The sequence below is a fragment of the Streptomyces tamarix genome (assembly GCF_032423885.1).
In the GTDB taxonomy this organism is placed as follows: Bacteria; Actinomycetota; Actinomycetes; order Streptomycetales; family Streptomycetaceae; genus Streptomyces; species Streptomyces tamarix.
In genome coordinates this window covers 1-13181 of sequence record NZ_JAWCTQ010000034.1, presented here as the reverse complement: position 1 = coordinate 13181, position 13181 = coordinate 1, and the positions used below count along the sequence as shown (strand labels likewise).

General features: G+C 68.8%; 10 protein-coding genes. 3 read left to right on the top strand and 7 right to left on the bottom strand.

Annotated features, from left to right (window positions below):
- Nucleotides 1-131: 131 nt before the first annotated feature.
- The 4 genes from RND61_RS23270 to RND61_RS23255 form a co-directional block, all read right to left on the bottom strand.
- Nucleotides 132-1556, bottom strand: a complete 1425-nt coding sequence (locus RND61_RS23270) for a non-reducing end alpha-L-arabinofuranosidase family hydrolase (protein WP_315880003.1) — start codon at nucleotides 1554-1556, stop codon at nucleotides 132-134.
- 362 nt (nucleotides 1557-1918) lie between these two features.
- Nucleotides 1919-3559 carry a glycoside hydrolase family 43 protein gene (locus RND61_RS23265; protein ID WP_315880050.1) on the bottom strand — a complete coding sequence of 547 codons (1641 nt, stop codon included), beginning with the start codon at nucleotides 3557-3559 and terminating at the stop codon, nucleotides 1919-1921.
- A 1074-nt stretch (nucleotides 3560-4633) separates the two neighbouring features.
- Nucleotides 4634-5029: a type II toxin-antitoxin system death-on-curing family toxin gene (locus tag RND61_RS23260; RefSeq protein WP_315880002.1), complete on the bottom strand. Its 396-nt coding sequence runs from the start codon at nucleotides 5027-5029 to the stop codon at nucleotides 4634-4636.
- The gene (locus tag RND61_RS23255; protein ID WP_315880001.1) at nucleotides 5026-5220 is read right to left on the bottom strand and encodes a ribbon-helix-helix protein, CopG family; all 195 of its coding nucleotides are present in this window, start codon (nucleotides 5218-5220) and stop codon (nucleotides 5026-5028) included. Before RND61_RS23255 ends, RND61_RS23260 begins: the two co-directional genes overlap by 4 nt.
- 1244 nt (nucleotides 5221-6464) lie before the next feature.
- On the opposite strand from RND61_RS23255, the gene RND61_RS23250 reads away from it, so the two are divergent.
- Entirely contained in the window at nucleotides 6465-6644 is a 180-nt protein-coding gene (locus RND61_RS23250; protein ID WP_315880000.1) for a hypothetical protein, read from the top strand.
- A 79-nt stretch (nucleotides 6645-6723) separates the two neighbouring features.
- Here RND61_RS23250 and RND61_RS23245 read toward each other — a convergent pair whose 3' ends face one another.
- Nucleotides 6724-8409, bottom strand: a complete 1686-nt coding sequence (locus RND61_RS23245) for a ribonuclease J (RefSeq protein ID WP_315879999.1) — start codon at nucleotides 8407-8409, stop codon at nucleotides 6724-6726.
- Between the two features lie 898 nt (nucleotides 8410-9307).
- A complete protein-coding gene (locus RND61_RS23240; RefSeq protein WP_315879998.1) occupies nucleotides 9308-9868 on the bottom strand; it encodes a hypothetical protein in 561 nt (186 codons plus the stop codon).
- Nucleotides 9869-10087: 219 nt separating this feature from the next.
- On the opposite strand from RND61_RS23240, the gene trhA reads away from it, so the two are divergent.
- Nucleotides 10088-10870: a PAQR family membrane homeostasis protein TrhA gene (gene trhA, locus RND61_RS23235; protein ID WP_315879997.1), complete on the top strand. Its 783-nt coding sequence runs from the start codon at nucleotides 10088-10090 to the stop codon at nucleotides 10868-10870.
- 324 nt (nucleotides 10871-11194) lie between these two features.
- Here the strand turns inward: trhA and RND61_RS23230 are convergent, their stop codons facing one another.
- Nucleotides 11195-11533, bottom strand: coding sequence for a MerR family transcriptional regulator (locus tag RND61_RS23230; protein WP_315879996.1), 339 nt, complete (start codon nucleotides 11531-11533; stop codon nucleotides 11195-11197).
- 1177 nt (nucleotides 11534-12710) lie between these two features.
- Here RND61_RS23230 and RND61_RS23225 point away from each other — a divergent pair.
- Complete coding sequence (locus tag RND61_RS23225) at nucleotides 12711-13067, top strand: hypothetical protein (protein ID WP_315879995.1); 357 nt, start codon at nucleotides 12711-12713, stop codon at nucleotides 13065-13067.
- Nucleotides 13068-13181 lie beyond the last annotated feature (114 nt).

Sequence of the window (13181 nt, the reverse complement as noted above, 5' to 3'; positions counted from 1 at the left end):
CCGGCCGTCGTACGGCTGGGGTTCCTCAAGGCGGTGGGCGTCGGTCAGCGGGTGGACTCGCCCGCGCCGCGAACCGCTCGTTCACACGCCCGCAGACTGCGCCACCTCGCGGTGACCGCGCGACAGGAAGGTCAGCGCCGCAGGGTGAGGACGCCCGGCCGCCACGGCAGTTGGTCGTAGGGGCCGCCCGCGGTGGGGGACTTGCCCTGGTAGAGGAACTGCAGGTTGCAGGGGTCGATGGTCATGGTCTGGTCGGGGTTGTTGCGGACCAGGTCACCGTGGCTGATGTCGTTGGTCCAGGTGGCGCCGCTGTTGGCCTTTCCCGCGAAGGGGTTACTCTCGGTGGCGGCCTGCGGGGTCCACGTGCCGTTCAGGCTGGAGGCCGTGAAGGAACGGAAGTAGCGCCCGTTCGCGCCCATCGCCTCGACGATCATGAGGTACTGGTTCTGGCCCTGGACCTTGTAGACCTGTACGCCCTCGAAGAGGTTGGCCTTCGTGTCGCTCATGATCGTCGTGTACGACGAGCCGAAGTTGCCCGGGAAGTTCCCGATCGGCATGCTCGCCCGGTAGATCTTGCCGTTGTCACCGGCGAAGAACAGGTACATGTTCTGGCCGTCGGCGATCAGGGTCTGGTCGATCGGGCCGGTGTCGGAGCCGGAGATGCTCCCGGTGAACAGCGGCTGCGGAGCGGACCAGCCGTTGGGGTTGGTGGGGTCGCTCGACGTGCGGTAGATGAAGGGCCACGCGCCCCACTGGTACGCCAGCACCCAGATGTTCTTGGGCGCGAAGTAGAACAGCGTGGGCGCCACCGCGGACTGGTTCATCCCGGTCTGGCGGGCCGACGCCATGTCCGACCAGTTCGTGAAGGGGCTGAACATCATCGAGCCGTACGACGATCCCGACACGTTCGACGCGTAGACCAGGTGCTTGCCGTTGTGCGTCACGGTGGTGAAGTCCTTCACCGCGGCCCACCCGTTCGCCGGCTGCGCCAGTACGCCCGTCGACGACCACCGGTACGTCGACGGAAGGGCACACGGGCCGTCCGTCGGCGGCGTCCCGGACAGGCCGGTCCACTTCTGGTTGCTGCCGCCGTTGCACGTCCCGATCTGCACCGCCGTGCCGTTGGCCGTACCGGCGCCCGCGACCTCCAGGCACAGCCCGGACTCCACGCCGACGACCGTGCCGTCGGTGTTCACCCGCCACTGCTGGTTCGCACCGCCGGAGCAGCCCCAGATCTGCACCCGGGTGCCGGCCGTGGTGGCGTGGCCCGGGACGTCCAGGCACTTGTTGCCGTACACGGTCAGCTGGTTGCTGTCCGTCAACGTCCACTGCTGGTTGGTCCCGCTCCAGCAGTCGTAGATCTGCAGGTACGTGCCGTCGGTCTGGCTGGCGCCCGGCACGTCGAGGCACCGGTTCGAACCAACACCGCGCAAGGCGCCGCTGGTGGCCGCCTGCGCCGGGGTGACGACGAGCATCGCCGCCAACGAGGCCAGGACCGCGACGGCGGCGGCGAACACCGCAGACGGATGCCTGCGGCTGAAACTTCCTCTGTACATGGGGGTTTTCCAACCTTGAGTAGGTGGTTCCGGTTGGCCTCGTCGGAGGTTGCCCGGACTGACGGTGCAGTGCGGTGCGCAGCGGCCCGTGCGCACCGCGGCAGACCGCTTGTGACTTCCCGGTCCTTCACGACCTCCGGGAAGACCGGTGGCGCCCGGCGCCTTCGGACCCCACGGGCGCCGCCCGGGGTGGGGGCTCGGACGGCGGCGGGTGGGCCGATCGCCGTCCCGGGCGTCACCGGGACGGTCGCGGGCGGCGGGCCCGACACCGGGGACCGGCGGCGTCCGAAGCGTTGGAGCGGGTTCATGCAACTCCTCGTACGGCCGGGTGCGGTGGGCGGTCGGCCGATGTCGGACTCGTTTCAGGGGGTGGACAGTTCGAACCGTGTGACGCGGACGGCGCCGCCGAGTGCCTGTGTGGCGTGGTTGAAGAGGGCGTAGCGGTAGCCCATGAAGAAGCGCCAGTCGTTGCCCAGGGTGAAGGCGGGTCCCAGGCGGGTGAAGGTGGTGCCGTCGGTGCTGTAGGAGAAGGTCGCGGAGCGCGGAGCGCCGGGGCGGATGTCGGCGTTCGCGCGGAGCCAGACGCGTCCGCTCGGGGCGGGTGCGCCGGCGACTTCGGTACCGGTGTGGGTGGTGTTCCAGTTGGTGTCCATGGTCAGGCCGTTGACCATGACGAGCCGGGTGGTGCCGTTGTCGCGTTTGAGGCCGATCCAGGCGGAGGAGTCCCGCAGCAGTGCGAGTCCGGCTCGGTCGCCGTCGCGCATCGCGGTGTGGTCGAGCAGGACTGTGGCGGTGGAGGTGGGGCCCTGGATGCGGTGGGTGAGGGTGTTGCGGGCCCAGTACAGGTCGTGGGTGACGGTCGCGGTCCGTAGGGTCAGGCCGTTGTTGACCGACCACTTGGTGTTGTCCGGGTTGTGGTTCCACTCCCATCGCGGTTTGAGGGTCGTGCCGTCGAAGGTGTCGACGCCGGTCATCGGGGTGACCTGACGGGGCGGAGGGGGCACGGCCGGGGTGGGGTACGTGGTGCCCCATGCGCCGTTGACCAGTTGCACGACGGGCCAGCCGTCCGCGGTCCAGGTGATCGGCGCCAGGGCCGGTACGCGACCGCCGGGGTAGGCGTCGACGAAGGCCAGGTAGTACCAGGCGCCGCTCTGCGTGCGCACCAGCCCGCCTTGGTGGGGGACGCCGCCGCCGGGGATCGGTCCGCGCAGGTCGAGCAGGACCTGCCGCATCGTGTACGGGCCGAAGGGGCCGCTGGAGGACTTCAAGATGTACTGGCCGTTGGCGGGGCGGGTGAGGAAGATGTAGTACTGCCCGTTGATCTTGTAGAAGCGGGCACCTTCCAGGGTGCCGACACTGGACGGCGTCCTGAACACCTCCTGCGTACGGACCTGGCTGCGACCGTCGGGTGAGAGCTGGGCCACGCTGATGGTGGTGTTGCCGTACGCCACGTACAGGGAGTCGTCGCTGTCGACGAGCAGCCCGGCGTCGTAGTAGGGGGTGCTGATCGTCGCCAGCCGGGTCCACGGCCCCTCCACCGCGGTGGCGGTGTAGAGGTAGCTGCGGGCGAAGTCGATCTGGCCGAGCCAGTAGAAGGTCCTGTTGCTGGGGCGGTAGGCCAGGGACGACGCCCAGATTCCCCTGACGTAGCCGCGGGCGCCGTTCAGGTCGTACTTGGCACCGAAGTCGAGCACCGGCACCGAATGACCGGCGACCTCCCAGTTCACCAGGTCGTACGACCGCAGGACGGGCGCGCCCGGCGAGTAGTGCATCGTCGAGGCCGAAGCGTAATAGGTGTCACCGACACGGATCACGTCGATGTCCGCGAAGTCCTGCCAGACCACCGGGTTCGTGAAGCTCCCGGCCGCCGCGGGGACAGGCCCCCGACCAGGAACACCCGCGGCACGAGAGGCACCCGCCAACGGAAGGACCGCCCCCGCGGCCAGACCGGCACCGGCCGCCAACGCGCGACGACGGGAGAACTCTTGATGAGAACATGACATATCCATGCACGAACTCCTTGCGGCTCGGCGTTCGGGGGGTGCGCCCCGGGGATGCCCTGCTGTGCGATGGAGCGACTCCGGCTCGTTCGGAATACCGAACGGCGATCGGAGTGTCGAGCAACCTGAATGATAGGGAACCGGCGAACAGCGTCAACCCCTCTCGCATGTACCGCTATCAATCTCGAAAGGTTTCGTAGGGTCTGTGCGTTGAAAGACGCGCGTGGCATCGACAAACGGCCTGGTCACGCTGCCACTCGGCACCGAAGCGGAGCAGCCTCGCGAGCAGTGCCGGCATCCGGCCGACCGTGTTCCCGGCATCTCCGAGGGGCCGATTTTCCGAACAGTGTCAGAAATTTCGACCTCCTCTTCAGGCGATCGACGGTCAGCCGCCCCGTCTCCCCGCGACCGCCGTGCCGACGGTCACCGCCTCCCCACGACCGCCGTGCCGAGGGTCACCGCCTCCCCACGACCGCCGTGCCGAGGGTCACCGCCTCCCCACGACCGCCGTGCTGAGGAACACCGCGTCCGCGCCCGCCTCCTCCCACTCCGCCACGGCCGCGCCGGGCAGCCCGGCGTTCAGCCCACCGGCCGAGGTGGCACAGCCGGAACGGCCGCATGGGACGGGTCGGTCTCACCGCACGACCGTCGCCCTTCCTCCTGAAGTCGGCTCCGCTCGCCTCCCCGGGCCCCGACGTGCGGCCCGGGTGACGGCCTCAGCATGATCGATGGTTGTCCACGGATCCCGCACGGCCGGGCTCGCCCACGCTCGCGTACGACCTTCCCGCACCTGACGACCAATCAGGACGACCGTCATCCGTGCATCGAGAAGGCGCCGTGGCTAGGCGGCGCCGGCCCGCGCACCACCTCGAACCACTGGAAACCGCAGCCTGGGCGGGGTTCCCCGCATCCACCTGCCGCGTCGAGTGGATTCGCTGCTCCGTCTCGCGAAGGCATACGAACCAACCCGCTGGACGAACAATCCCCACAGAACGGGATCAGTCTGCCCAGCGGGCCGCCGGGAGCAAGCACCGCTTGCTCAACCTCTCTCCGTCCCCCGCCGCACGACGTCGAACGTCAGGAAACGGGGAACCAGGCCGAGAGGCGCTTGGCGATGGCCGGTACGTCGATGCTGTCCTGTGCGACTTCCTCGACGAACGGGCCGGCAACGGAGACGGGTGGCGGGGCGGTACTGGCGCTGACGCCGTTGAACCGCAGGAAGACGCGCATGGCGAGCCAGGCGGTGCGCTTGTTGCCGTCGATCAACGCGTGGTTGCGGGCGACGGAGTGCAGCAGAGCCGCCGCCTTCTCGTGCAGCGTGGGATACGGCTCCGCCCCGAACACGTTGGTCCGGGGCCGTTCGACGGCTGACACGAGAAGTCCCATGTCACGCACGCTGTGCTCAGTACCGTTGACCGTGCGGGCGATGGCCAGGATTTCGTCGATCTGGACGTAGCGCACTCGGCTGGTCACTTCAGGTAGTCCAAGATTTCTGCGTCGCTGTCCATGAGTTCCGCGAGAACGTCCTCGACCTTCAGCTCAGCCCGCTCCTGGGCTTCGCGAATGGCCTCGATGGCGAGTTCCTGCTTGCTGCGCCCCTCCCGGCGAGCACGCTCGGTGAGCTTCGCGTCAAGGTCGTCGGGGAGTCGGAGTGTCATCGCCATGCAGCCATGATACCGGCCTGGTATCAAGCTGGCGGGGTGATACCGGCCGCTCGGCCCGGACCACCCCGCCACGTTCTGCGGCCCGTACGGCCGTGCTCTCGGCTTCAAGCTTCACGAGGCGTGAGGCCGGGACGGCGACTCGCACAGCCGCCGGGAAAGCGAAACGGCACCCCGCCCGTACCGGAGCCCCCGCCCCGTGCCGACGAGACCGGCCCGCGCGGCCCCGGCCGGAGGGATCCGGCAGGTTGAGGTTCCCGCTTGGAGCGTCATGCGGGCGTCGAGAATCCGCGGACGAGACCTTGACGGCGTCCGCCGATGCGAGCTCCTCTCCCATGAATGCGCAGGTCAGGAAGTGCGCGGGGGCGCTGTCCGCTCGAACCGCTGCACTCCGGCAAACAGGTCGAGCACGCCCGGCCGCGTCTGAGAGGCCCAGGAGAACCTCAGGTCAGACGTCCTTCTTCACCGGCTCAAGGATGGCAACGCACTCCACATGGTGCGTCATCGGAAACAGGTCACTCGGTGTGAGGAAGGGAAAACCAGCAGGTCACACGGGGCTTTTCTGCCTCAGGCACGGCCCGTGAGGCGGTTGGAGCGTCAAATGAGCGTCATGACTGACGGCATATGTCTCCTCCGCCAGCCGGTGCACCAGGCCGTGCGCGCTTGTGATCTCCGCGGCCGTCCCGTCGCTGCCCGGGCGGCAGGTCAGCTGTTGGAGCAGCTGCCGGATGATCCGTACGGAGACCGGGCCGGCTCCGGCCGCTGGCCCGGAGACGACGAGGAAGAACTCGTCGCACCCCGCCGCTCACGGGTGATGAGCGGCGTCAGCCGCACCATGTCCGGCTCGGCTCCTTCGTCTGCCTCGAGTTCGTGGAGCCGATCCAGTGTGTCCACTGGATCGGTACCGAGGCCGTGCTGACTCACAGGTCGCGCAACCAGTCGTGGTCGCCGGCGAGTGCTTTGCGTACCGCGTCCAGAGCCACCCGCCTCTGGTCCAGGGCCGTGTAGGGGGGCCTCGCAGGCGTGCGCTGTCGGGGACAGCCGATCCCGCGCGGAGTTGCGGCAGTCCGAATGTGCCCAGGGCGGGTCCGCCCGACCTTGCGACGGGCCCGCCCGCGACCGGGGACCTCAGCGGCGTGACGGCGCCGCTGAGGTCCGTGAGCCGGAGCCTGGCAGGGGCGACCAGCGCTCGCGGTGGGGTGGCGGGCCGCGCAGGCCGGGCTGACAACCTCGTCACGCAGGGCGGGGTGTCATGGGCAGATGGGAAGATCACCGCCGTCCGTGAGGTACCGACCGGCGTGCCGGCCTACGCCCCAGATGACGTCGTATGCCCGCAGGGCCGGGACAAGGTGGTCGACGCGTACGACGCGGCCGATGTGCAACAGTGCGCGCAGCAACTCGTACAGGCCGACTCGGCGGGCCGGTGAAGAGGTTGGACATGAGGAACCCATGACCGAGTTTCACCTCGTACACATGGGCGTCCGTCCCCGGCTGCCGGGCTGCGGCTCAGGCGTCGATGATGACGGGGATGATGAGGGGCTTGCGGCGGTGGGTACGGAACGCCCAGTTCGCCACGGCCCGGGCGAGGAGTTGTTCGAGTTGGCGCGCGTCCCCGACGCCTTCCTCGGCCGCGGTGGCCAGAGTCTTCTCGATGACGGGGATGACCGGCTCGAAGGTGGCGTCGTCGTGGACGAAGCCGCGGGCCAGGAAGTCGGGGGCCTCGGCGAGAGCGCCGGTGTCCGCGTCGACGATCGCCACCACCGTGACCACGCCTTCCTCCGCGAGGGTGAGGCGATCCTTGAGGGACGCTTCGGTGGCGCCGCCGACTTCCATGCCGTCCACGTAGACGTTGCCGGCGGGGACCTTGCCGGTGATGGAGGCCCGCCCGTCGACGAGGTCGACGACGACGCCGTCCTCGGCGATGACGACCCGGTCGGGGTCGACGCCGGTACGGATGGCGAGGTCGGCATTGGCCCTCAGGTGGCGCCATTCGCCGTGCACGGGCATGACGTTGCGCGGTTGGACGATGTTGTAGCAGTACACGAGTTCGCCGGCGCTGGCGTGCCCGGAGACGTGCACCTTGGCGTTGCCCTTGTGGACCACGTGGGCGCCCCACCGGGTGAGTCCGTTGATCACCCGGTAGATGGCGTTCTCGTTGCCGGGGATGAGGGAGCTGGCGAGCAGGACGGTGTCGCCCTGACCGATGCGGATCATGTGGTCGCGGTTGGCCATGCGTGACAGTGCGGCCATCGGTTCGCCCTGGGAACCGGTGCACACCAGAGTGATCTTGTGGTCCGGGAGCTTTTCCAGCTCCTTCGTGCTCACGACCAGACCGGACGGGACCTTCAGATAGCCCAGGTCACGGGCGATGCCCATGTTGCGGACCATGGACCGGCCGACGAAGGCGACCTTGCGGCCGTGCTCGTGGGCGGCGTCCAGCACCTGCTGGATGCGGTGCACATGGCTGGCGAAGCTGGAGACGATGACCCGGCGCGGCGCGGTGCGCATCACCTGCTCGATCGCCGGGTTCAGGTCACGCTCGGAGGTGGTGAAGCCGGGTACTTCGGCGTTGGTGGAGTCGGTGAGGAACAGGTCGACGCCCTCCTCGCCGAGGCGGGCGAAGGCGCGCAGATCGGTGATGCGGTCGTCGAGGGGGAATTGGTCCATCTTGAAGTCGCCCGTGTGCAGCACCATCCCGGCGCCGGTGCGGATCGCGACCGCGAGGCTGTCCGGGATGGAGTGGTTGACCGCCACGAACTCGCAGTCGAAGGGCCCGAAGCCGCGCCGGTCGCCCTCCCGCACCCGCACCGTACGCGGCCGGATGCCGTGTTCCTTGAGCTTGGCCTCCAGGAACGCCAGCGTGAGCTTGGAGCCGACGACGGGAATGTCGGACCGCTCGCGCAGCAGATACGGCACGCCGCCGATGTGGTCCTCGTGGCCGTGGGTGAGGACCACGGCCACGATGTCGTCCAGCCGGCCCCGGATCGAGGTGAAGTCCGGCAGGATCACGTCCACGCCAGGCTGGGTCTCCTCGGGGAACAGCACGCCGCAGTCGACAATGAGCAGCTTGCCGGCATGCTCGAAGACGGTCATGTTGCGGCCGATCTCACCAAGGCCGCCCAGGGCGACGACCCGCAACCCTCCCTTGGGCAGGGGCGGGGCGGCTTTGAGCTCGGGGTGCGGATGACTCATGCCTTCACGGTACCCGGAGAGTAGGACGGCATGATCTATTGCCTGTGCGATCTCTTCTTCGCGGCGGTTCGGGGCACCCACATCTGCTGCGCCGGGACGATGGATGACGCCGGCGGCCGGAGCGGGGAGTGGTGAAAGGCGGTACCGCCTTCGGTGGGTGAGCCGTGGGCCCGGTGGTGCCGGCGAAGATTTCGTGCCCCTTGTTGCGGTGGCCGGCCTCCGCGGCCTCCTTGTGCGCCTCGGCACTGGTCCACTCGGGTGTACAGGCGAACCCGGGTGCCGTCGGCGCGGCTCAAGACGTGCGCCGAGCCCCGCGAGGGCGGCTGCGAAGCCTCTGCGCCGCAGGGTAGGCGGCGTCGCTGGCCCACTGTGCACACGTCAGCGCACTGGCCCCGTCGGGGCTCAGAAGCCAGGACAGTGCGGCGCCCGTACACCGGGGGGCCGCGGTCGTGTCATTACGAACCCGTCCTCTCGGCGAGGACCAACTGAGCGTGGCCTCCCACCACCGTGCGAAACATGCCCGGATTCGTCACGAGCTTCCGCGTGACCGTCCCGGAGTCATCGAATTCCCGATCGACACGGGCGCCGTGTTCTTGTCGGGCTGCCGAAGGACTCCCGCCTGCCTCCTGCTCAAACGGGTCGCGCCCTCCCGACACGGTCGAGCGCGAGGGGAGGCGCACGACGGCTCGCACCGACCAGTCCTGGAGAAGGCCCCGGTGATCTACCAGTACGCCGAAAAGGTGCCGCCGGAGGCATCGACGCCAAGGGTGCGCGCTGTTCGTGACAAGAGGGCGATGACGGACCGGCGGGGGAGCCGGACGACCGGTGGGCGGAGGAGGAGTCGTGCTGCCCTCGTCCACCGGCTTCTCGGATGGTTGTGTGTGTCGACTCGGCCGGGTCAGATGCTCGTCCACGCATCGATGAAGGCGTTTCGTCCGGCGGGATCGGCCGGCTTGTGGTTCGCGTGCAGGACGCGCCAGGCGGTGAGTTCGAGGTCCCGGAGCCAAAGTTCGCCGAGGGCCTGTGTTTTGAGGTCCGGGAGGTGGTCGGACTCGGCGAGTGCCTGGCCGATCACCTCTGCGGCTGCGACGCGCTGGGGAGGTGTCATCTCGTCGACGGCCGAGAGGATCTGTCCGGCCAGACCGGTTCCTTCTCCGGCCAGCGAACGCAGCACCAGCTCCTTGATGTTGGTCGGCAGCAGGTAGGCCGTGCCCGAGGACCTCCACAGGTCCGACCAGAAGCGTTCCCCCGCCTCGGAGGGGGCGGGGAGCGCGGCCAGCAGTCCGAGAAGGTGCGCGGTGGCCGCGTAACCATCGGAGTGAGCCGCCGCGAGGACCGCGATGCCGGCCACACGCTCCACGTCGAGACGGCCGGTTTCGAGCTGTGGGGGCAGTCCCAATCTCAGTTCCAGCTGATGCGCGAGGGGGGCGGACGTGTGGGAGCGGAACTCGGGAAGCATCGGCGGTCCTTGGCGTAGGCGAGCGGAGGTACCCGATCGTGAGCCCTGATCGTTCCCATGGGCCAGTCGACTTACACGGTTTTCGCAGGCCCAGTGGTGGCAGGTCGCCGAGGCCGGCGCTCTCCTGCTGACAGAACAGGCCCGTCCGGTGATGCCGGCCTGGCGGTGGGATACCGACCTCCGGGGAGGCTGTTTCGGACAGGCTCCTAACATGATCGGATGGTTGCCGATGATGCTCAGAAGTCCGAGGCGGGACGGGAAGCTGTGTATGGGGACGCCGTAGCCGGTCTCCCCGGCGGCTCACACCATGGCAGTGCCGGAGAGAAGCCTCACCCTGTTGCCGACCTGGTCGAGTGGGCGACCGACCTGGTCGAGCCGATCAAGCCGAAGCTGCGTGGCTGGCTCCACGCCGCGATGGTCCCCGCCTCGTTGAGTGCCGGCATCGTCCTGATCTGCCTGGCCCGGACCCAGCAGGCGGCCCTGGCTTCCACCGTGTACTCCGTCACCGCCTGGCTGCTGTTCGGGACGAGCGCCGTCTACCACCTGGGTACCTGGGGGCCACTGGGCGAGGCCGTTCTGCGTCGCCTCGACCACGCGAACATCTTTTTGATCATCGCCGGCACCTGCACCCCTCTGGCCGTGTTCCTCCTCCCCCCGGACCGGCGAACCCTGCTGCTGTGGATCGTATGGGCGGGCGCGCTGGCCGGCATCGCCTTCCGCGTCCTGTGGGTCAACGCTCCCCGCTGGCTGTACACCCCCTGCTACCTGGCCCTGGGGTGGGCACCGGTGCGTTACCTGCCCGACTTCCTGCACACCGGCGGAGCGGCCATAGCCACCCTGATAGTGGCCGGCGGTCTCCTGTACAGCGCTGGCGCGGTGGTCTACGCCGTCCAACGCCCCGACCCCTCACCCCGCTGGTTCGGCTACCACGAGGTGTTCCACGCGCTGACCGTGGCGGCCTTCACCGCGCACTACATCGCCATCTCCCTCGCCGCCTACTGATCACAGCAGCAGGCGCATTTACTCCTGCGGCACGGTGCTGTCGCCGCCCTCGCGGCCCGGTCGGCAACTGCGGCCGTATGGGCGATTTCCTGGAGCGGAGAGGGAAACGACCATTGTCTCGCGGCAGTGGTGAGGAGGGCGAGATCTACCCGGAAGTTCGGGTGTGGAGCAGGCCGGCCGCCTCACCCCCTGTAGCGGCGCGGTGACCGGGGCCGGAGGCCGAAATGCCGGTGGAACCGTTCGGCCACGAGGACCGTCCCTGCGCGCCACAGCCCGGCCATACGCGGGTGCGAGGGCCCGCCGATACCGGCGGGCACGCTCACCTCAGACCGCGGCCGATAGACTGGACGATCCGCCGATGCGGCGATATTCGGCGTTGATGCGCTGGGCTTCTTCGAGTTGGTCTTCGAGGATGATGATCCGGCATGCGGCCTCGATCGGGGTGCCCTGGTCGACGAGCTCACGCGCGCGGGCCGCGATACGCAGTTGGTAGCGGGAGTAGCGGCGGTGTCCGCCCTCGGAGCGCAGTGGTGTGATCAGTCGTGCTTCGCCGATGGCTCGAAGGAAGCCCGGGGTGGTGCCGAGCAGCTCGGCGGCCCGGCCTATCGTGTAGGCGGGGTAATCGTCGTCGTCGAGACGGCCTAGCGACTCGTCTGCTGTCATCTCACCTCTCTGTGGAACGCGCGGAGGGGCCTTGGTGCCGTACGGCACCAAGGCCCCGAAGGAACTGCAACACCATCTGCCGGCCCTAGTGCTGCGCCGGCCTTCTGTTTCCGCACAGCCGCCCGATACGACGGGGGTGCGGGGATCGCGGATGCGTGACCGGAGACCACCTGCCTATCGATGTCCTGCGGTACCCGGGCTCAGTCTTCCGCCCGGGCGATCCTGATGGCGCTCGACTCCTCCGTTCTTCCCTCTCAACTAATCACTTACAAACGCGGAACGCATACTGCTTGTACTGCGAACCGCTGGTGGCCTGACACAGCGCCACTCCCCGGCACGCGCGTCCGCAGCCCGACACCTTCACCGAGGGCACCACTCAATACAGCACTGCTGGTACCGCAACCGCGTCGACTGCGGTCCTGCTCACGGCGGCCCCTCACCACTGCGGGCCACCCGGTCCGGTCGTCAGTCCCGTCGCCGTCATGCAACAACCTGGCTTCGAAACTCCACCACCGCACCGTCACGCGGGCACTGCTGCCCGGCAGTTCGTGTCTGCCGGGCCCTTCTCGATCTCGGCTACAAGAGAAACTGTAAGCAGGCGAGCAATGAATGTCTACTCCAGCGAGAACAGATTTGGTGCGCCTGGCGATGAGGTCCCCCTGGGCCGGTCTGCGCATGCCCGGGACCGTCCGCAGCGCAGGTCCGGCACTCGGGTGAGACCCGGAGCCGCCCGCCGGGCTTCCCGTGACGCCGCCGACGGCCCGGCGCCGGGGGCGGGCGGAGCCCAGGGACCGGGTGGGCGAGGGTCGGGCATGGACGATCCGGAGACCAGGGTGACCCTGATGGGCGCGACGGCGATCAACGCCACTCGTTCCCCTCCACCGCGGCCGTTGCCGGCGCACGCCATACCGCACGAGCCTTCCTTGAAGACCTGGGGCAGCCGACCATTACCCGGGCAGCCGAGGGCACCGCAGTCCTGATCGTGTCCGAGCCCGTCACCAACGCCCTGCGCCACATCTGGGGCACCTGCGCACCCCAGATCGGTACTGCGGCACCGAGAGCTCCCTGGCCCGCGCGCCACCGTCGTCCTCCGACGGGAAGACCGTATGCGCCTGTCCTGCCCGGTAGTGCCACCGTCGAAGCCGCCCGGACGGGCCGGTGCACAGAATCCGATCTCATGCCGGAGCCTGACGAGCTGATCGTTGACATCGCCGCCCTCGTGGAGTCCGGGCAGAGCAATCAGATGTCCCTGACCGTGGTCACCGCTGGTGCTGTCATCACCGGTCGCCTGGCTCCCGAAGCCATGTGGAGGCAGAGGGTGGCGGAGGTGCTGACGGACTCCGCCGACCTGGGCGAGCTCTCCGCTGTCTTCGACACCCCCGCGAAGGACGGGCCACCCACGCGTCTGCACTTTCATGTCGCCCGGATCCTGCAGGGCACGGTGGGGATCCCGGAGACGGGCGGGATGTACCGCGTCGCGATCGAGGACGTCAGCGCCTGGACCGTGGGTGGCTTCAGCTACTCCGACCACTGACCCGTTGACCCAGGGCTGCTCCGAGCGGCACGGCACGCAGTGAGGGCCCTACCGGCACGTGCCGGTAGGGCCCTCACAGTGTTCGGCTCGCGCCTGTCCCCTCGGTCAGACGGC